The sequence below is a fragment of the Micromonospora sp. Utrum1 genome, assembly GCF_057197805.1.
In genome coordinates, this window is the sequence record NZ_CM170071.1 from 5953186 (window position 1) to 5970762 (window position 17577).

Annotated in this window: 15 protein-coding genes and 2 pseudogenes; 6 read left to right on the plus strand and 11 right to left on the minus strand. The window is 75.0% G+C overall.

Annotation, left to right across the window (positions count from 1 at the left end):
- The first annotated feature begins 184 nt into the window (after positions 1-184).
- Positions 185-865, plus strand: a complete 681-nt coding sequence (locus AC0OLQ_RS27870) for a bifunctional DNA primase/polymerase (RefSeq protein ID WP_484528714.1) — start codon at positions 185-187, stop codon at positions 863-865.
- Positions 866-1128: 263 nt separating this feature from the next.
- Here AC0OLQ_RS27870 and AC0OLQ_RS27875 read toward each other — a convergent pair whose 3' ends face one another.
- Genes AC0OLQ_RS27875 through AC0OLQ_RS27895 form a run of 5 tightly spaced genes read right to left on the minus strand, consistent with a single transcriptional unit; the run spans position 1129 to position 7348 of the window.
- Positions 1129-1854, minus strand: coding sequence for an FAD:protein FMN transferase (locus tag AC0OLQ_RS27875; protein WP_484532450.1), 726 nt, complete (start codon positions 1852-1854; stop codon positions 1129-1131).
- 44 nt (positions 1855-1898) lie between these two features.
- Positions 1899-2480, minus strand: coding sequence for an FMN-binding protein (locus AC0OLQ_RS27880; protein ID WP_484528715.1), 582 nt, complete (start codon positions 2478-2480; stop codon positions 1899-1901).
- Between the two features lie 13 nt (positions 2481-2493).
- Positions 2494-3909, minus strand: a complete 1416-nt coding sequence (locus AC0OLQ_RS27885; protein ID WP_484528716.1) for a ferredoxin reductase family protein — start codon at positions 3907-3909, stop codon at positions 2494-2496.
- Positions 3906-5279 carry a DUF1501 domain-containing protein gene (locus tag AC0OLQ_RS27890; RefSeq protein ID WP_484532451.1) on the minus strand — a complete coding sequence of 458 codons (1374 nt, stop codon included), beginning with the start codon at positions 5277-5279 and terminating at the stop codon, positions 3906-3908. Before AC0OLQ_RS27890 ends, AC0OLQ_RS27885 begins: the two co-directional genes overlap by 4 nt.
- 14 nt (positions 5280-5293) lie before the next feature.
- Positions 5294-7348, minus strand: coding sequence for a DUF1800 domain-containing protein (locus AC0OLQ_RS27895; protein ID WP_484528717.1), 2055 nt, complete (start codon positions 7346-7348; stop codon positions 5294-5296).
- Between the two features lie 453 nt (positions 7349-7801).
- On the opposite strand from AC0OLQ_RS27895, the gene AC0OLQ_RS27900 reads away from it, so the two are divergent.
- Positions 7802-8059: a DUF3040 domain-containing protein gene (locus AC0OLQ_RS27900; RefSeq protein WP_355349829.1), complete on the plus strand. Its 258-nt coding sequence runs from the start codon at positions 7802-7804 to the stop codon at positions 8057-8059.
- Here AC0OLQ_RS27900 and AC0OLQ_RS27905 read toward each other — a convergent pair.
- The 3 genes and pseudogenes from AC0OLQ_RS27905 to AC0OLQ_RS27915 form a co-directional block, all read right to left on the minus strand.
- Positions 8054-9076: an SWIM zinc finger family protein gene (locus tag AC0OLQ_RS27905; protein ID WP_484528718.1), complete on the minus strand. Its 1023-nt coding sequence runs from the start codon at positions 9074-9076 to the stop codon at positions 8054-8056. The two genes, AC0OLQ_RS27900 and AC0OLQ_RS27905, sit on opposite strands and share 6 nt — an antisense overlap.
- Positions 9073-11721: pseudogene (locus AC0OLQ_RS27910) on the minus strand (DEAD/DEAH box helicase); the annotation flags it as partial. The gene AC0OLQ_RS27905 and the pseudogene AC0OLQ_RS27910, both read right to left, overlap by 4 nt.
- Positions 11722-11850: 129 nt before the next feature.
- Positions 11851-12345 (minus strand): annotated as a pseudogene (locus AC0OLQ_RS27915) (ATP-dependent helicase); the annotation flags it as partial.
- A gap of 63 nt (positions 12346-12408) precedes the next feature.
- On the opposite strand from AC0OLQ_RS27915, the gene AC0OLQ_RS27920 reads away from it, so the two are divergent.
- Positions 12409-13281, plus strand: coding sequence for a carbohydrate kinase family protein (locus AC0OLQ_RS27920; protein ID WP_484528719.1), 873 nt, complete (start codon positions 12409-12411; stop codon positions 13279-13281).
- Positions 13282-13288: 7 nt separating this feature from the next.
- Here AC0OLQ_RS27920 and AC0OLQ_RS27925 read toward each other — a convergent pair whose 3' ends face one another.
- On the minus strand, positions 13289-13810 hold the full coding sequence (locus AC0OLQ_RS27925) for a DinB family protein (protein ID WP_484528720.1): 522 nt from the start codon (positions 13808-13810) through the stop codon (positions 13289-13291).
- 84 nt (positions 13811-13894) lie between these two features.
- Here AC0OLQ_RS27925 and AC0OLQ_RS27930 point away from each other — a divergent pair, with 84 nt between their 5' ends.
- Positions 13895-14101, plus strand: coding sequence for a hypothetical protein (locus AC0OLQ_RS27930; RefSeq protein WP_357335776.1), 207 nt, complete (start codon positions 13895-13897; stop codon positions 14099-14101).
- A gap of 7 nt (positions 14102-14108) precedes the next feature.
- Here the strand turns inward: AC0OLQ_RS27930 and AC0OLQ_RS27935 are convergent, their stop codons facing one another.
- Both AC0OLQ_RS27935 and AC0OLQ_RS27940 read right to left on the minus strand, forming a co-directional pair.
- Positions 14109-15257 carry a polysaccharide pyruvyl transferase family protein gene (locus AC0OLQ_RS27935; RefSeq protein ID WP_484528721.1) on the minus strand — a complete coding sequence of 383 codons (1149 nt, stop codon included), beginning with the start codon at positions 15255-15257 and terminating at the stop codon, positions 14109-14111.
- Positions 15258-15330: 73 nt separating this feature from the next.
- Positions 15331-15909: a TetR/AcrR family transcriptional regulator gene (locus AC0OLQ_RS27940; protein WP_484528722.1), complete on the minus strand. Its 579-nt coding sequence runs from the start codon at positions 15907-15909 to the stop codon at positions 15331-15333.
- Between the two features lie 92 nt (positions 15910-16001).
- Between AC0OLQ_RS27940 and AC0OLQ_RS27945 the strand changes: the two genes are divergently transcribed.
- Both AC0OLQ_RS27945 and AC0OLQ_RS27950 read left to right on the plus strand, forming a co-directional pair.
- Positions 16002-16580: a dihydrofolate reductase family protein gene (locus AC0OLQ_RS27945; RefSeq protein WP_484528723.1), complete on the plus strand. Its 579-nt coding sequence runs from the start codon at positions 16002-16004 to the stop codon at positions 16578-16580.
- 40 nt (positions 16581-16620) lie between these two features.
- A complete protein-coding gene (locus tag AC0OLQ_RS27950) occupies positions 16621-17556 on the plus strand; it encodes a phosphotransferase family protein (protein ID WP_484528724.1) in 936 nt (311 codons plus the stop codon).
- Positions 17557-17577 lie beyond the last annotated feature (21 nt).

Consider the following 17577-nt stretch of genomic DNA (forward strand, 5'->3'; position numbering starts at 1 on the left):
AATCGCGACGGTCCTTCGGTTTCCAGGTTTTCGCTGGTCGCACAGTCTGTACGTCGGCCGTACAGCCAGTTCTCCTAGTTTTCGTGCAAGTTGCATCAGCCGTTCGTCAGCTCAACGAGCGTGGGTTACGGCAGTGACGGTGTTCGACGTGTGGTGTGTGGACAGTTCGGGCGGGCGAGAGGGGATGGCACACATGTGGGGGAATGTCGGACCGCGCGTCGCTCACCTGTCGCCGCTGGAACGGGTCCGGCTGCGCCGGGTCGCCGTCCGGTACGCCGCGCACGGCTGGGAGGTGACCCCCGGCGCCTGCCTGGCCAACAGCCGCTTCGTCTGCGGCCGGGCCGGCTGCCCCACGATCGGCTGCCATCCCGCCCTGGAGAACTGGGAGCACGCGGCGAGCGCCGACCCGGCCCGGGTGGCCACCTGGTGGCGCAACCGCCCGCACGGGGTGCTGCTGCCCACCGGACGCGCGTTCGACGTGCTGGAGGTCGCCGCCCACCTGGGCCGGCGCGTGCTGGACACGATCGCCACCCACCCGGCCGGCTTCGGCGTACGCGGACCGGTGCTGGTCACCCCCACCGGCCGCTGGATGTTCCTGGTCCGCCCCGGCGACCCGCTGCGCCCGGAGCTGGAGCACTGCTTCCACGTGGTCCGGCACGGTCCCGGCTCGTGGATCCCGGCCCCGCCGACCCGGCTGCCCGAGGGGACGGTGCGCTGGGCGGTCGCCCCCGAGCAGGCGCGCTGGCGGCTGCCCGACTCGTACCTGGTGCAGAACGCGCTGATCGAGGCGTTACGGGCCGCCGGGGTCACGCTCGCCTCCGAGCTGCTCCCCGGCCAGCTCCCCCTCCCCCGGCGCGGCTGCTGACCGACGGCCCCCGGACAGCGACCTCACCGGCGTCGCACTCGTTGTGCCTGCTGAGGGCGCACGCGCGCCAGAGCGGGGGTGGAGGATGTCCGGGGACGACGCGGCCCGCCACAGCGGCGGCACCGAGCCACCGCGGCACCGGCGCCGCCCGTACCGCTGGGGGTTCACCCGCCCGTGGGGCACCCGGCCCCGGGGCTCCCGCCCCCGCGGCTCCCGTCCGGCCACCACCCACCGCCCCCTCCGCTGAGCCCCGCCGCTGACGGTCAGTCCGTCACCGGCAGGGTGCGGGAGCGCAGCAGGCGGGCGTCGTCGGTCACCACCGCGTGCCGCCAGGGGTCGGGCAGCCGGTCCAGCCAGGCGATGCCGGGCTCGCCCATGGCGACGGCGGCGGTGGCGTAGGCGTCGGCGACCCCGAGGTCGGGGCCGACCACGGTGACCGAGCGCAGGCCGGCGGCCGGGGCGCCCCGGCGCGGGTCGATGACGTGGTGACCGCGCTCGTAGACGCCGGAGGTGGCGACCGCCAGGTCGGTGCCGGTCAGCACCAGGCAGGTGGCGGCCGGGTCCCAGGGGTGCCGCACGCCGATGCGCCACGGCCCGCCGGTGGCCGCTTGGCCGCGTACCCGGACGTCGCCGCCGGCGTTCAGGCAGTGGTTCGACGCGCCGGCGGCCACAAGCCGGTCCGAGGCGACCTGCGCCGCCCAGCCCTTGACGTAGCCCGACGGGTCCAGCCGCCCGGTGGCGTACGCGTCGAAGAAGCCGTCGGTCCCGGTCCACAGGTCGGCGCAGCGCTCCAGCACCGCCCGCAGGTCGGCGGAGGCCTCGGCGAGCGGCAGCTCGTCCCGGTCCAGGCGGCACACCTCGCTGTCCGCCCGGTAGGTGCTGAACCGCGCGTCCACCTCGCGCAGCCAGGCGAAGGTCCGCTCGGCCAGCTCGTGCAGGGTGGCGGCGGGCAGGTCGTCGGCCAGGTCGAGGCTGATCGCCGTACCCATGATCTGCTCGACCCGGCGCAGGCCGGGCCGCGCCCCGGCCACCCTCACGCCTTGTCGATCGCGGCCTGGAGCGACCGCTTGTACGCCGTGCTGGTGTAGGTGGCCCCGGAGACGGTGCTCAGGTTGGTGCCCTGCTTGGCGACCACCTCGCCCGAGCTGCCGCTGTAGCGGGCCTGCACGTCGTCGCTGCGCAGCCCGGACTGCCCGTCCAGCGGCATTCCGAGGCCGGTGGCGTCGACGATGCGGCTGCCGCTCAGCGTGATCCGCACCTGGAGCGAGCCGTACTCGTAGGTGACCACGGGCCCGGTGACCGTGCGGGTGGTGGTCCGCGGGGCGGTGGTCCGCGGCGCGGCGGTGGTGGTTCGCGGGGCGGCCCGGGTGGTCCGACTGGCCGGGGCGCGGCTGGCACCGGCCCGAGGGCTCGGCTTCGCCGACGCGCTCGGGCGGGCGGAGGGGGTGCCGCCGCCCGGGGTCGGGCCGGGGGCCGGCGAGCCGGCGGGCACGACGGGGGCCTCGGCGACCGGCCGGTCCTGGGCGGCCTGGCCTGCGCCCGGGGCGCCCTTGAGCACCACCAGCGCGGTGGTGCCGGCGGCCAGGCCGGTGATCGCGAGGAACGCGCGACGCATGGGCGGGGCCTCTCTACAGCTCGAAGGTGGCGCGGTGGATCTGCCGGCGGGGCACCCCGGCTTGGCGCAGCGCCCCGACCGCCTCCTCGACCAGGCCGCCCGGGCCGCACAGGTAGACGTCGCGACGGGTCAGGTCGGGCAGCAGCCGGCGCAGCCCCTCCGGGCTCATCACCTGGCGGGGGCCGGGGTCGTCGCGGGAGCCGATCACGTACCAGACCGAGGTGTGCCGGGCCTGGGCGAGCCAATCCAGCTCGTTGTGCAGCAGCACGTCGGCCGGGGTGCGGGCGCGGTAGATCAGGGCCGCCCCGGGCGGCAGCTCCTCCAGCATGGCCCGCAGCGGGGCGATGCCGCTGCCCCCGGCGATCAGCAGGGCCCGCTCCCGGGTCCGGTGCGCCGCCGTGAAGGTGCCGGACGGCCCCTCCGCCCAGACCCGGGTGCCCGGGGTGAGATCCCGCAGGTCGGCGGTGTGCCGGCCGACGACCTTCACGGTGAGCCGCAGCCAGCGGCCGTTGCCCGCCGCGGAGGGCGAGAACGGGTGCGACTGCCACCAGCAGCCGGGGTTCAGGAAGCGCCAGCGGAAGTACTGCCCGCCGAGCAGGTCGATCTGGTTGAGCCGGTAGCCGGTCAGGTAGATCGAGATGGTGTCCGGGCTCTCCGCCACCACGTCGGCGACGCGCAGCCGGTGCCGCAGGTTGAAGCGCAACGGAGCGATCAGCCGGCCCCACACCAGCGCGGCCACCACCAGCAGGTACGCGGCGATCCAGCCGGTGCGCACCGGGCCGGGCCCGTAGAGCTGGGCGCCGTTGCTGAACTGGTGCCCGTAGCCGAGCAGCAGGGCCAGGTAGCTGGTGAGGTGCAGGTGGTACCAGAGCTCGTAGGGCAGCCGCCGGCGGACGCCCCGGACCGCCGTGCAGCCGACCGCCACCATGATGCCAGCGGCCACGAAGGCGGAGACCATGTCCTCGTAGTGGGTCAGCAGCGCACCGACCTGGCCGAGGATCGAGTTCTTCTCCAGCCGGGCGTAGCCGACCACCAGCAGGGCCAGGTGGGCGAGGACCGCCATCAGCAGGGTGGCCCCGACGTCCCGGTGCACCCGGGAGAGCCGCTCGCCGCCCAGCCAGCGCTCCAGCACGCCGAGCCGGCTCATCATCAGCACCTGGACCAGCAGCAGGTAGCCGGCGACCAGGCCGGTGATCCGGCCGGCCGCGGTGAGCACGGCGGTGGTGCCGGCCAGCGAGCCCGGCGGGGTGGCGAGCCACCAGGGCAGCACGGCGGCGACCAGGCCGAGCCAGAACGCGGCGGCCAGCGCCCGCCGCCCGCCGGGCCCGCGGCGCGGCCGGCCCGGGGGTACGGGGGCAGCCGGACGGCCGCCGTACGGGGCGGATGCCCTCGTACGGCGGCCGGCGGCGTAAGTGTCCTGATAGGTCACGCGTACAGCTTCACGGGGGTGTACTTCTGCCGGGGGAAGACCTTGTCCACCTGCGCGGTCGTCAGCCCGAACCGGCCCTGCGCGACGGACCCGTAGACGTTGAACATGTTGTTGTACTCGGGTACGTCTCCGCTGTCGAGATCGTTCAACCCGTTCCACGTGCCGAGGAGTGAACCGGCGAGCTTCCGCCCGGACAGGATGGTGACCACGCCGCCGTGCCCGTGGTCGGTGCCGCCCTGGTTCGAGGCGACCCGCCGGCCGAACTCGCTGGACACCATGATCGTCACATCGGCGGCCCGGTCACCGAGGTCGGTGAAGAACGCCGCCATGGCGCTCGCCAGCTCGTTGAGCCGCCGCCAGAGCTGGCCGCCCTCGCGGGTGCCCTGGTTCTCGTGGGTGTCGTAGCCGCCCATGCCGACCGTCGCCACCCGGACGTTCGCCCCGCCCTTGATGAGCTGGGCGAGCTGCTGGAAGGCGTAGCCGACACCGTCGTACTTCACCCCGGCGGCGGCCTGGTACGGCTTCGCGGCGAGCTTCTGCGCGGTGGCCAGCGCCCCCATCCCCTCGATCACCGCCTCCTCCACCGGGTGGTTGATCCCGGTGAAGAGCCCGCGGATCGCCTTCTCGGTGGCGGCGCGGTACCGGTCGTCGCCGTTGAGCCGCAGCTCCCCGACGTTGTTGAGGGAGATGGCGCCGTTCACGCCGACCAGCGAGCGGGGCAGGGTGCTGCCGATGCCGACGCTGCGGAACGCGGTGCCCTTGCCGAGGGTGTCGACCAGGCTGTCCAGCCAGCCCCGGCCGCCGGTCTCGCCGGGCAGGCCGCCCAGGTTGCAGGCGTCGGCCGCCTGGAAGTGGCTGCGGGACAGCCGCGGGTCGGAGACCGCTGGCACGAAGCCGAGCTGGCCGGCCTTGAGCCACTGCTCCAGCGGGGCGAACGCGCTGGTCAGCTTGAAGCCGCGGCCGAGCGCCAGCGAGTCGTTGCCCAGCAGCAGGTCCGGGCGGGTCCTGTTGAGCACCGGATCGTCGGCCGGCGCGACCAGGCTCAGCCCGTCCAGCCCGCCGTAGAGGAAGACGTGGATCAGGGTGCCGGTCTTCGTCGCCGCGAAGGACGCCGAGGTGGTGACGAACTGGGCGGTGGCCAGGGCGGTCGCGGTGGCCGCGGCGCCGGCGACGAAGGTACGCCGGGTGACGCCCCGGCCGTCCTGCTGGGCCTCCTCCAACTCCTCCAGCCGGCGGTACCGGTCGGCCTCGGCGGCGTTCTCCGCCGCGACGATGTCCGCCTCCGCGCGCAGCAGCGCCTCGGCCGGGTTGTCGGCCAGCCGCCGCAGGTCGGGGCATTCGGGGTGCAGGGGGTACGGGTTCACGGTCATCTCCATCGAATGCCTCACCGGAGGTGGTGCTGGGGGGACGCGAGGATCGTCCGCGCGACCGCGGCGATGGCCCCGTTGAAGGTGGCGTCGACCTTGGCGCCGGCCGACACCCCGGCGACGCCGAGCACGAGGGCCTTCTCCTTGGCGCTCAGCTTCTGGTGCACGAGCCGCTGGGCCAGCGCGTCCACGTACGCCCCGGCGGTCGCCGGCGGCTTCGCCACCAGCTGCTCCGGCTTGACGAAGGTGAACTGCTTGCGCCAGCCGCCGATCAGGTCGCCGGCCTCGTTCCAGCCGTCGACCATGGTGCCGGCGGAGGTCCAGGCCACGTAAACGTCCGCGTAGCCGTCCGGGGTGGGCTTGCCCATCGGGTACTGGCCCAGCTCGCGCAGCTTGTCCTGGATCTGCCGCAGCCCCTGGGCGTACGGGGTGCGCCGCTTGTCGCCCTCGAAACCGGCGGACGCCTCCGGCCCCACGCCCAGCGACCGGTACGTGGCGACCAGGTACTCCATCGGCCGGCGGACCTTCTGGCCGACCGCGGCCCAGAACTCCGACGAGCTGAACAGGGTGGCCAGCACCGGCCGGATCTGGCCCTTGTTGGTGGTGTAGGCCTTGGCCAGCCGGTCCACCAGCGACTTCGGCGGGGTGTCGGAGACGAATCGGGTGGCCAGGCTCCGGGCCACGTACTGCGCGGTCGACGGGTGCTGCGCGATGTAGGTGATGTACTGGTCGATCACCTTGTCGGCGGCCTTCGGGTCGGCCGAGTTGTTGGCGTGGCTGAACCCGAGAATCTTGACCTTGCCGAGGTAGTGCCGGTCGGCGTGGAAGACGTACTTGCCGTCGGCCACGCCCCGGCCGGTCTGCAGCAGGGCGGCCTGGCGGACGTCCTTTTCGGTGTAGCCACCGTCCACACCGACCGAGTAGAGCTCCAGGTTCTCCCGGGCCAGGTTCTCGTTGACCGCGTCCTTGCGCGAGTCGGTCTGGTTCAGGTAGATCAGCAGCGCCGGGTGCTTGTTGGCGGCGACCAGCATCTCCGGGTAGCTGCCCAGCGCGTGCTTGCGGATGACGTCCTGGTCGAAGGAGTTGCGGTAGATCTCGCCGCCGTCGAAGTCTGCCGCCACGTGGAGGAAGTCGTTCCAGAAGTCGACCATCACCTCGAAGAGCTGGCGGTCGGACCAGATCTGCCGCGCGATGGTGGCGTCCACCGTCTCCCGCTCCGGCTGGGCCCCCCGCTCGTTGAGCTGGTCCCGCTGGTCGCGCAGCTGGGTCGGGGTCAGCTTGAGCGTGGGCAGCTCGGCCAGCTTCAGCTCGGCCTTGGTCGGCGCGATCTTCTCCGGCTGGAGCTGCTGGCGAAGCCAGTCGTCGATGCCGAGTCGCTTGATGTCGGCGAGCACCTTCGGCGTGGCGCCGAAGGTGGCCCGGCTGGCCAGGTGGCGGATCGGGTCCTTGGCGAGCACCGTCTTGACGGTCACCTGCGTGGCCGCCGCGGCCGCCGCCGGGCTGGCGAAGATCCGGCCACCGGACGGGGCGTTGCGCTTGAGCGCCGCGCCGGCCCGGGAGCCCATGTAGCTCTCGTTCTGCTCGGTGTAGGTGCGCACCGTGCTCGGCTGCTGACCGCCGGGACGGGCGGCGGTGCCGTCGGTGACCACCGTGCCGGTCGCGTCGCCGGCCACCGGGTCGTCGGAGAACAGGCCGCGGACCCGCGGGGACAGGGCCAGGGCGGCGCCACCGGCGACCACCGCGGCGCCGCCGAGCGCGGCGAGGGCACGGCGCCGGCCACGGCGCGGCTCGTCGTCGTCCAGGTTGGGCAGTCCCGGGCCGGGCGGCGGGGCGTACCCGCCGGACGGCTGGGCATAGCCGCCGGACGGCTGCGCGTAGCCGCCGCCGGCGAAGCCGGCGGGCCCGACCCACTGCGGGCCGGTCGCCGGAGGCGCCGGGGTGGCGTAGCCGGCGGGCCCGGCGTAGGGCATGGCGTTGTCCAGGTCGCGGTACCCGTCCGGGTGGGGGTGCTGGAATCCGTCCCAGCCGCGGTCGTCGCGGGGTCGACGCGGTGGCACGTTCAGGTCGGCCATGTAGCTGTCCCGTTTTCTTCGAGCGCCGGCTCGCCTGCCACCCAGGGGGTGGGCGGAGGGGCGGCGACGGTTGCCGGAGGAGTTGCTACGGGAAAGTAGCCAGGCGCTCCCAGCCGCTCAAGGCACGCCGACGGGGCCGGTGAGGGCACTTAAGACGGTGCTCAGGCCGGGCCTCCGGCGGCCGGTGGAACCCGTCCGGGCCGGCGGCCTCCGGAGCAGGGCCGACCCGGACGGTGACCACCCGGACGTGACGTTTTCGACCGCCGTGACGCTGTTAGGGGCGTTCAATCACTGAGGGAAACTTAAGGCACGGATAAGCCCGTGCTGAGGGTCTGCGACCGGTGCGTCCAGGCCCGTCCCGCTCGCCGAAACCAGCGGCAGCGGCGGCGCGTGACCCGCCTCCGTTGCGGGTATGCCGCCGAACCGCTGAAGCCGTGAGGGGAAGGCACCGCCATGCTCAGCAAAGAGGATCAGCGCAGGTTCGAACAGATCACCCGCCAGCTGCGGGAGAGTGACCCGCAGTTCTTCGCCCGGCTCGACCACCGGGCCCGGGGCCGCCGAGGCCGGTACCTGATGCTGTTGACGATCGTGCTGTGGGCCTCGCTGCCGGCGATGACCGTGCTGGCCGGGCGGCTGGCCGGCGCGATCTGCGCCGTGGTGCTGCTCGCCAACGCCGGCCTCATGTGGCGGTTCCGCCGACGCTGGCTATGACCGCGGCGCCGGTGGCGCGTCGTCCGACCCCGCCGCCGCATCGCCGCGACCGAAATCCCGGGGCGCCGCTTCGCGACCGAACTCCCTGGGCGCCGTTTCGCGACCGAACTCCCGGTATGCCCGGCGGAGCCGCTCGACGAGGCCCGGGCCGCCGATCGCGGCCCCGGGCGGGCCGAGCTGGCGCAGCAACAGTTCCGGCCCGGTGGCCAGGGTGGGCGGCCGGTCCGGCAACGCCACCGGCGACAGCCAGAACCGGTCGAGCTCGTCGTCCGGCGGGACCGCCGGCAGACCGCCCAGCACCCGTCCCGCGCCGGCCACGGGCTGCGCCGCCGGCCGGGCGTCCGCGTCCGCCGGCACGGCCGGTACGTCCAGGGCCGCCGCCGGGCCGGCCGGTGCGCCGCCGGGGGTGGCGGCGCCGCGCAGCGTACGGAGCCGGTCGAGCAGCTCGTCCCGAGCCCGCCCGCGCCAATGCAGGAGCTGGAACGGGTCGGCGTCGAACGCCTCGGCGAGCAGGTAGAACGTGGCCGCGAGGTGCTTGCACGGCACCGCGAAATCGGGGCAGCCGCAGTGCTGGCCCAGCTCGCCGACGGCGGCCGGGAAGAGCGGCGCGCCCGCCGCGGTGAACAGCTCCTCCAGCTCGGCCGGCAGGTCACCGGCGAGCAGCCGGGCGCTGAAGAACGCCTGCCCGGCCAGCTCCGCCTCGATCCGCTCCCACACCTCGTCCGGGTACGCGGCCAGCCCGATCCGCACCGGGTAGGGATCCGGCCGGGACCCCTGCACGCTGGCGGTGACCAGCCCGGGTGTGACGTCCAGCCGCAGCACCTGGCCCCGGCGCGCGTACGCCCGGCCGCGGGTGAGCCGGGTGCCGAGCGCGAAGGACTCCAGCACCTCCAGGAAGCGCCGGGACCACCACGAGCGCCCGATGGCGCCCCGGGTGCTGCGCGCCTTCAGCCCGCCCTCAACCCGCCGGGGCGGCCCGAACTCGGCGAACCGCGACCCTCCGTCCGGTGTGGTCACTCGACCACCGCCCCGGACTCCAGCGCGAACAGTTCGCGCAGGGCGTCGGTGGAGAGTTCGGTGACCCACTGCTCGCCGCTGCCCACCACCCGCTGGGCCAGGCTCCGCTTGTCGGCGATCATCGCGGCCACCTTCTCCTCGACCGTGCCGGCGCAGACGAACTTGCGGACCTGCACCCGGCGGCGCTGGCCGATGCGGAACGCCCGGTCGGTGGCCTGGTCCTCGACGGCCGGATTCCACCAGCGGTCCACGTGCACCACGTGGTTCGCCGCCGTGAGGGTGAGCCCGGTGCCGCCGGCCTTGAGCGAGAGCACGAAGAGCGGCGGGCCCTCCGGGGACTGGAAGCGGGTCACCAGGGCGTCCCGTTCGGCCTTGCCCACCCCGCCGTGCAGGAACAGCACCTCCCGGCCGGTACGCGCCGACAGGTGGCCGCGCAGCATGCCGCCGAACTCGGCGTACTGGGTGAAGAGCAGGGCCTTCTCCCCGGCCGCGAGCACCTCGTCGACGATCTCCTCCAGCCGTTCCAGCTTGCCGGAGCGGCCGGGCAGGGCGGAGCCGTCGTGCAGCAGCTGGGCCGGGTGGTTGCAGACCTGCTTGAGCCGGGTCATGGTGGCCAGCACGAGGCCGCGGCGTTCGATGCCGTCGCTGGACTCGATCTTCGCCATCATGTCGTCGACCACCGCCCGGTAGAGCGCGGCCTGCTCGGCCGTGAGGTTGCAGAGCACCTCCATCTCCAGCTTTTCCGGCAGGTCCGTGATGATCGACGCGTCGGTCTTGAGCCGGCGCAGCACGAACGGGCCGGTGATCCGGCGCAGCCGCTCGGCCACCTCGGCGTCGCCGTGCCGCTCGATCGGCTCGGCGAACTTCTTCTTGAAGGTGGCGGCCGGTCCGAGCAGGCCCGGGTTGGCGAACTGCATGATGGACCAGAGGTCGGCGAGCCGGTTCTCCACCGGTGTGCCGGTGACCGCGACCCGGTGCCGCGCGGGCAGCGACCGCACCGCCTCGGCCTGCCGGGTGGAGGCGTTCTTGATCGCCTGCGCCTCGTCCACCACCACCCGGTGCCAGTCGATCCCGGCCAGCTCGTAGGCGTCGCGGGCGGCCACCGAGTAGGTGGTCAGCACCAGGTCCGCGGCGTGCACGGCGGCGGCGAACGCCTCGCCCCGGGCCCGTTCGGCACCGTGGTGCACGTGGACCCGCAGCTCCGGGGCGAACTTCGCCGCCTCCCGCTGCCAGTTGCCGACCAGCGACATCGGACAGACCAGCAGCGTGGGCCCCGCCGCCGGCGGGTCCCCGGCGAGCAGCGCGAGCAGCTGCACGGTCTTGCCCAGCCCCATGTCGTCGGCGAGGATCCCGCCCAGCCCCAGGGACTGGAGGAAGGCCAGCCAGGCCAGCCCCCGCCGCTGGTACGGCCGCAGCGTCCCGGCGAACCCGGCCGGCGGGTCGGCCGGGGTGAGCCGTCGCTCCGCCTCCCCGGCCAGCAGCTCGCCCAGCGCGCCGTCGGCGGCCACCTCCAGCACCGGCAGCTCGCCGGGGCCCTCGGCCCCGGCGAGGCCCATCCGCAGCAGGTCGGCCACGGTCAGCTCGCCGGAGGAGCGGAGCAGCCGCAGCCCGGCTTCGAGCCGCTGCGGATCCAGCTCAACCCAGCGGCCGCGCAGCCGGACCAGCGGCGACTTCAGCTCGGCCAGCGAGGCCAGCTCCTCGGCGGTCACCGGCTGGTCGCCGAGGGCCACCTCCCAGCGGTAGTCGACCAGGGCGTCCAGCCCGAGCCCGCCGGAGGCCACGGCCACCGTGCCGGGCGCGGTCCGGCTGCGCGCCCGCAGCCGCGCCCCGAGCCGGGACGAGGAGCGCCGCCACCAGGAGGGCAGCAGCACCCCGAAGCCCGCCGCGTGCAGCACCGGCGCGCCCTCCCGCAGGAACCGGTGCGCGCCGTCGGCGTCCAGCTCCATGCCGTCCGGCGCGGCGGTGCGCAGCGCGGCGTCCAGCTCGGGCCAGAGCCGGCTGGCCCGGCCGAGCTCGGCCAGCAGGGTCTCCTGCGGGTCGACGCCGCGCGCGGCGAGCGCGGGCGCGGGCCGCTGCCAGATGTGCGCCGCGTCGACCACCAGCCCCGGCTCGTCGGTCGGGTGCAGGCCGAACTCGACCCGCCAGGCGCCGCCCTCGACCAGCTCGGCCACCGGATCGACGGGCGGCTCGACCAGGCGGAACGCCGCCCGCACCGGGCCGCCGGCGGCGTCACGCTGCCAGGCGTCCAGCTCGGCCCGGAGGGTGTCCAGGGCGGCCGGCTCGGCGGCGAAGACCCGCTCCGGGCCGGTGAGGGCCGCCAGCCAGGCCGGCACCGGCCCGCCCGGGCGCATGCCCCGGGGCAGCCGGGTGTCGGCGAGAGCGGCCCGGGCGGCGGCGTCGACCAGCGCGTCCAGCGCCTCGGCCACCAGCTCCCCGGGCTCAGCGCCCGGCGCTGGGCGGGACGAACCGTCGGCTGCTGTGGGCGCATCCGTGGTCGCCCGAGCGACAACAGACGCACCCGGATCGGCGGCAGCCGGGTGCCATTCGCGGGCGGCGCGGGCGGCCGGGGGCAGGGCGAGGGCCAACGAGCGGGCCCAGGCGGCGTCCGTGCCGGTGAGCAGCGGGCGCCAGAGGGCCGACGCGGTCACCACGTCCGAGTCGTCGACCACACGCAGGCGCGCCGCCGGGCCCGGCGGGTCAGCCGGTGCCGCCACGTCAGCCGGGTTGCCTGGTGCCGCCGGGTAAGCCGATGCCACCGGGCCTGCTTCTGCGGCCGTTCCGGACCTGGTGGAGACGGGGCCCGTGTCGGGATCGGCGAGTCCCGGCAGCACCCGGCCGCGGCTGACCAGGTCGGTGGCGAAGTCGGCCAGCTCGGCCAGGTGGCGCAGGCTCGCGCCGGGCACCGCCGCCCCCGCTGCCAGCGCCCGGAGCAGGGCGAACGCGGCGTCCGGGGCGTACGCCAGGGCGGGGACCCGCCAGCCGGCGCGGGTGACCGGCCCGCGGACCGGGTCCCCGACGGTGGTCCGGACCAGCTCGGGTGAGTCCAGCGGCGAGCCGGCCCGGGTGGGCAGGTCGAGCAGCACGGAGGCCGGCTCGCCCGCCGGGTCGCCGAGCGCGGCGGCGAGGGTGGCGTGGTCGGCGGCGAAGGGATGCGGCCGCTCGCGCGGGGCACGGCCCGGCCGGCGGGGCGCCCGGGCCGGCAGCGTGCTGTCCTCGGCCCAGACGGCGAGCCCGCGGCCGGACAGCCACAGCCCGTGGATGACCAGCACGCACTCCCCCTCGACGACGCCCGGGGCCAGGATAGGCGGCCGGCGCGGACTACTGTCGGCGCCATGGTCGATCTGCTCGTGATCGGCGGGTTGGGCGTGGACATCCGCGCCCAGGTGCCCGCCCTGCCCCTGCCGGCGGCCGACTCGCTGGCCGTGCCACCGATCGAGTTGCGGATCGGCAACACCGGGGCCGGGGTGGCACTGGCCGCACACGGCCTCGGCCTGCGGGTGGCGCTGGTCGACGTGCTCGGGGCCGACCCGGCCGGCGACGTGGTCCGGGCGGCGCTGGCCCGCACCTCGGTACGCGCCGTGCTGGCCGACGCGCCGGCCGGCACCCGCCGCTCGGTGAACATGGTCGACCCGGCCGGCCGGCGGATGTCGCTCTACGACCCGCGTCCCTGGTCCGGCCCGGCGCCGTTCGGCGAGGCGGAGCTGTCCGGGCTGGTGCGCGCGGCGGCGCACGTGCACGTCTCGATCATGGACTGGGCCCGGGACGTGCTGCCGACCGTGCGGACCGCCCTCGGCACCGGGGTGTCCCTCTCCACCGACCTGCACGACTGGGACGGCGAGAACGACTACCACCGGCCCTTCGCCGACGCGGCCGACCTGGTCTTCGTCAGCGACGTCCGGCTGGGCGACCGGGCCGGGAAGGTGGCGGCCGGGCTGGCGCCGCGGACGGTGCTGGTGACCGGCGGGGCGGCCGGCGCCACCCTGCACGGCCCGGACACCCCGCCGGTCCACGTGCCCGCCGCCACCCCACCGGCGGCCGTGGTCGACACCAACGGCGCGGGCGACGCGTTCGCCGCCGGCCTGATCGCCGCCCGGCTGCGCGGCGCCACCCCGCTCGGCGCGGCCCGGTACGCCGCCCGGGTGGCCGCCGCCGCCTGCACCCACGACGGCATGGAGTATCCGACCGGCCTGCTGCCCCGGGACTGAGCCCGGATCAGATCGCCCCGGTCTCGCCGTCGGTCAGCTCGCGCAGGATGTCGGCGTGCCCGGCGTGCCGGGCCGTCTCCTCGATGAGGTGCACCAGCACCCAGCGCAGCGACACCTCGCCGAGCTGCGGGTGCGGCACCACGTGGTCGAGGTCGAACCGGGCGGCGACGCCCCGGGAGCGGGCGCAGGCGGCCCGGTAGGCGGCGGCCAGCCCGTCGACCGTCTCGCCCGGGTCGAGGGTGAAGCTGGCCTCGGCGTCGGCCTCGCTGGTGAGGTAGACGTCGCCCGGCCCGGGGGCGAACAGGCAGGGCAGCCAGTTCCGCTCCACCAGGGCCAGATGCTTGAGCAGGCCGGCGAGCGTGGTGCGGGAGGGCACCAGGCGGCGGGCCGCCTCGGCGTCGGAGAGGCCGCGCGCCTTGCGCAGCACCGTGGCGCGGTGGAAGTCGAGGAACGATTCGAGGATGGCCCGCTCGTCGCCCGTGCGGGCGAGGACCGGACCGAGGGTGGGGTTGATCGCCGGGTCCGCCATTCCCGGACCCTAGTCGCCCGGGCGGCCGGCCCGCAGCCCCGGCATCCCGCTGCGGGCCGGCGCTGCCCGGGGCAGGATGGGCGCATGGCATCCACGGTGCAGATCCCTATGGTGGGCGGCACGGCCGACGGCGAGACCGTCACCGTCGAGCTGGACAGCAACAATCGTCCGCCGCTGACCCACCACCACATCGGGCCGGAGGGACTGGCGCACGCGCAGATCTACGAGCTGGAGTCGGACGACCAGCGCGACCGTGGGTGGGTCTACACCTGGCGGGGACCGGCGGCCTGACGGCCGCTCAGGCCGCGGCCCGGCTCAGCGCCCGCGACCGGATGCTCTCCAGCACACCCCGGGTGACGTGGGAGGTCCCCCGAGCCTGCTCGCACACGGCGGCCACCCGCCGGGCGGTCTCGTCGGCCCGCCCCTCGCGCTCGTCCCACAACCGGTCCACCTCGGCCAGCAGCGGGCCCTCCACCTCACGCTCCACGCCGCGCAGCGCCGGCACCCCGAGCCGCTGGGCCAGGTCGAAGACCTTTCCCGCGTACGGCAGGGGCAGGAACGGCGTGCCCATCATGGCCGCGAAGATCAGGAAGTGCAGGCGCATGCCGACCGCCAGGTCGAAGTGCTTCATCAGGCCGAGCACCTGCCGGGGCGAGTAGTCGTTGTGCAGAATCCGGCCCCGCTCGGCGGCCACCATGTGCGACATCACGCCGTGCGAGTGCCGGATGTCGTCGCGTTCCATCGGCACGAAGAGCACGTACGCGTCGATCCGGTGCACCAGGAAGTCGCTGATCTGGGCGAGCAGCCGGTGGTAGCCGTCGACGTCGAGGCGTTCCGCCGCGCGGCCCGGTTCGCGGACGCTCAGCCCGACCAGCTGCTTGCCGGCCGGCACGCCCTCCTCGCGCAGCCAGCTCTCCGGGAACTCGTCCGGGGTGAGCAGGAACGCCGGGTCGGCGGTGACGGTGATCGGGTTCAGCAGCCCGGCCTCCTCCAGCACCATCCGGGACTCCTGGTCGCGCACGGTCACCTCGGTGGCCTGGCCCAGGGTCTCCCGCACCATCCCGGTGTCCACCCCCTCGCTGAGCGGGCCGACCCCGACCGCGTAGGTGAGCAGCGGCAGGCCGCGCTCCTGGGCGACCCGGACCACCCGCAGGTAGCGCCGGGCCTCCTTGTCGTAGAGGATCCCGCCGCCGCCGAGGACGAGCAGGTCGAGCTCGGCCAGGATCGCCGACGAGTCGACGCGGCTGACCCCCTCCCAGGGCACCGCCTCCACGTCCGGGTGGGCCAGCGCGGTGTGCGCCGGGTTCCGGGAGAAGACGATGATCCGGGCGTGCGGCTCCTGCTGACGCAGGTCGGCCAGAAGGCCGGTGAGGATGGCCTCGTCGCCCAGGTTGCGACCGCCGTACGAGCCGAGCACACCGATGGTCAGTCCGGCGCCATCCGTCATCGTCGCTCCTCCCCAGGTGCGTCCCGGCCAGCGTTCCCGCTGGCTGCGGCGACATACCTGGGCGGAGCGCGGGTCAGCCGGTGACGCCGCCGACCAGACGGGAGACCAGGGCGGACACCACCTGATCGACGTCGAACCCGGCGTCGATCGAGGTGGTGAGCAGGTCGAGCAGGAGCCCGTCGACCGCGTAGTGCAGCAGGGCGACCTCGAACGCGCCGCCGGGCAGCCCGGCGGCGACGTGGAAGGCGACGTCGTCGGCGTACCCCCGGCGCAGCACGTCGCCGAGCGCGGCCCGCAGCTCGGGGCGGCGGGAGGCCTCCAGCCGCAGCTCGAACAGCGCGCGGGTGAGGTCGGGCTCGCGGGTGGTGCGCTCGACGATGTAGCGCAGGTAGTCGGTGACCAGCGCGAGGGAGGGCTCCCGCCCGCCGAGCTCGGCCAGCACCGCCGGGTCGGGCGCCATCCGGTCGAAGATCCGTTCGGCCAGCCCGGCGAGCAGCGCCGCCCGGGACGGGAAGTAGTTGGAGGCGGTGCCGGTGGGCACCCCCGCCTCGGCGTCGACCGCGCGGTGGGTCAGGCCGCGCGCGCCGGCGGCAGCGAGGACTCGCAACCCGGCGTCGGCGAGCAGGGTGCGGCGTTCCGGATTCCTGGCCATGCCCAGCACCCTAGCAATAACCACGACAGGTGTTGTACATTCTGCCTCGACCATGACAGCCGTCGTGGTTGATCCCGGACATCGGAGTCGGTTTGCGCAAGCTCGTGTACTACGTCGCCGGCACCCTCGACGGCTTCATCGCCGCCCCCGACGGGTCCTACGACTTCCTCCCGCTGGAGCCCGACGTGGCGGCCCACCTGGTCGCCGAGTGGCCCCAGACCCTCCCCACCTTCGCCCACGCCCAGTTCGGCATCGCCTCGCCGCCCACCGGCCGCTTCGACACCCTGCTCATGGGCCGGGCCACCTACGACCCGGCGCTGAAGCTGGGCATGACCAGCCCCTACGCGCACCTCAAGCAGTACGTCTTCAGCCGCTCGCTGCCCCCGTCCGACGACCCGCAGGTGGAGATCGTCGACACCGACCCGGTGGCCTTCGTCCGCGAGCTGAAGGGACAGCCCGGCGGCGACATCTGGCTCTGCGGCGGCGGGCAGCTCGCCGGCCAGCTCCTCGACGAGGTCGACGAGCTGGTGGTCAAGCTCAACCCGGTCGTGATCGGCAGCGGCGTCCCGCTGGTCGCCCGAGGCTTCACGCCGAGCCGATTCACCCTGGTCGACACGCGGCCGTTCGACAGCGGCGTGGTAATGCTGCGCTACACCGCCGGGGCGGGGTAATCGGTTGCCCCGGCGGGGCGGCGTCGCGCACGGTGGGGCGGTGACCAGCCTGACGAAGAGCCGGATCCGCTGGGCCGACCTGCCCGGGCCCGTCCGCGCCGCGGTCGAGGAGATCCTCCGCGACCGGGTGGTGACGGCGGAGTCGCAGCACGGCGGCTTCTCCCCCGGCACCGCCGACCGGGTCCGCACCGCCCGTGGCGGGCGGGCCTTCGTCAAGGCGGTCAGCCCGGCGCAGAACGACCGCAGCCCCGCCCTGCACCGGGCGGAGGCGCGGATCGCCGCCGCGCTGCCACCGGCCGCGCCGGCGCCCCGGCTGCTCGGCAGCCACGACGACGGCGACTGGATCGCGCTGGTCTTCACCGACGTGGAGGGCCGGCACCCGGTCACCCCGTGGGACACCGGCGAGCTGACCGCCGCGCTGTCCACCCTGGAGGCGATGGCCGGGCTGCTCACCCCGGCCCCCGCCGCGGTCGCCGCCACCGCGACGGAGCAGCTCGGACACGACTTCGGCGGCTGGCGGCGGATCGCCGCCGACCCGCCCGCCGACCTCGACCCGTGGGCGCGGGCCCGGCTGCCCGAACTGTGCGCGGCCGCCGACCGAGGGCTGGCCGCGCTGGCCGGCGAGACGCTCTGCCACCTCGACGTCCGGGCCGACAACCTGCTGATCGGCCCGAACGGCACGGTCACCGTGGTCGACTGGCCGTGGGCCTGTCGCGGACCGGCCTGGCTGGACAGCCTGCTCGTCCTGGTCAACGTGCAGGTGCACGGCGGCCACGACCCGGAGGCGCTGCTGGCCGCCCTGCCGCTCGCCGCCGGGGTGGATCCGGCCGACCTCACCGGGGTGCTGGCCGGGTTCACCGGCTTCTTCCTGGACGGCGCCCGCCAGCCGCCCCCGCCCGGCATCCCCACCGTCCGGGCGTTCCAGCGGTTGCAGGGCGACGCGCTGCTGCCCTGGCTCGCTCGCCGGCTCGGCTGACGGTTCGCCTCAACCATCCGC

Excerpts from the sequence above, each read along its gene's own strand:
- AC0OLQ_RS27900 (WP_355349829.1), top strand. The coding sequence starts at position 7,802 with ATGCTCAGCAAAGAGGATCAGCGCAGGTTCGAACAGATCACCCGCCAG.
- AC0OLQ_RS27890 (WP_484532451.1), bottom strand. The coding sequence starts at position 5,279 with ATGACCGTGAACCCGTACCCCCTGCACCCCGAATGCCCCGACCTGCGG.
- AC0OLQ_RS27930 (WP_357335776.1), top strand. The coding sequence starts at position 13,895 with ATGGCATCCACGGTGCAGATCCCTATGGTGGGCGGCACGGCCGACGGC.
- AC0OLQ_RS27935 (WP_484528721.1), bottom strand. The coding sequence starts at position 15,257 with ATGACGGATGGCGCCGGACTGACCATCGGTGTGCTCGGCTCGTACGGC.
- AC0OLQ_RS27920 (WP_484528719.1), top strand. The coding sequence starts at position 12,409 with ATGGTCGATCTGCTCGTGATCGGCGGGTTGGGCGTGGACATCCGCGCC.
- AC0OLQ_RS27940 (WP_484528722.1), bottom strand. The coding sequence starts at position 15,909 with ATGGCCAGGAATCCGGAACGCCGCACCCTGCTCGCCGACGCCGGGTTG.
- AC0OLQ_RS27895 (WP_484528717.1), bottom strand. The coding sequence starts at position 7,348 with ATGGCCGACCTGAACGTGCCACCGCGTCGACCCCGCGACGACCGCGGC.
- AC0OLQ_RS27870 (WP_484528714.1), top strand. The coding sequence starts at position 185 with ATGGCACACATGTGGGGGAATGTCGGACCGCGCGTCGCTCACCTGTCG.
- AC0OLQ_RS27925 (WP_484528720.1), bottom strand. The coding sequence starts at position 13,810 with ATGGCGGACCCGGCGATCAACCCCACCCTCGGTCCGGTCCTCGCCCGC.
- AC0OLQ_RS27880 (WP_484528715.1), bottom strand. The coding sequence starts at position 2,480 with ATGCGTCGCGCGTTCCTCGCGATCACCGGCCTGGCCGCCGGCACCACC.
- AC0OLQ_RS27875 (WP_484532450.1), bottom strand. The coding sequence starts at position 1,854 with ATGGGTACGGCGATCAGCCTCGACCTGGCCGACGACCTGCCCGCCGCC.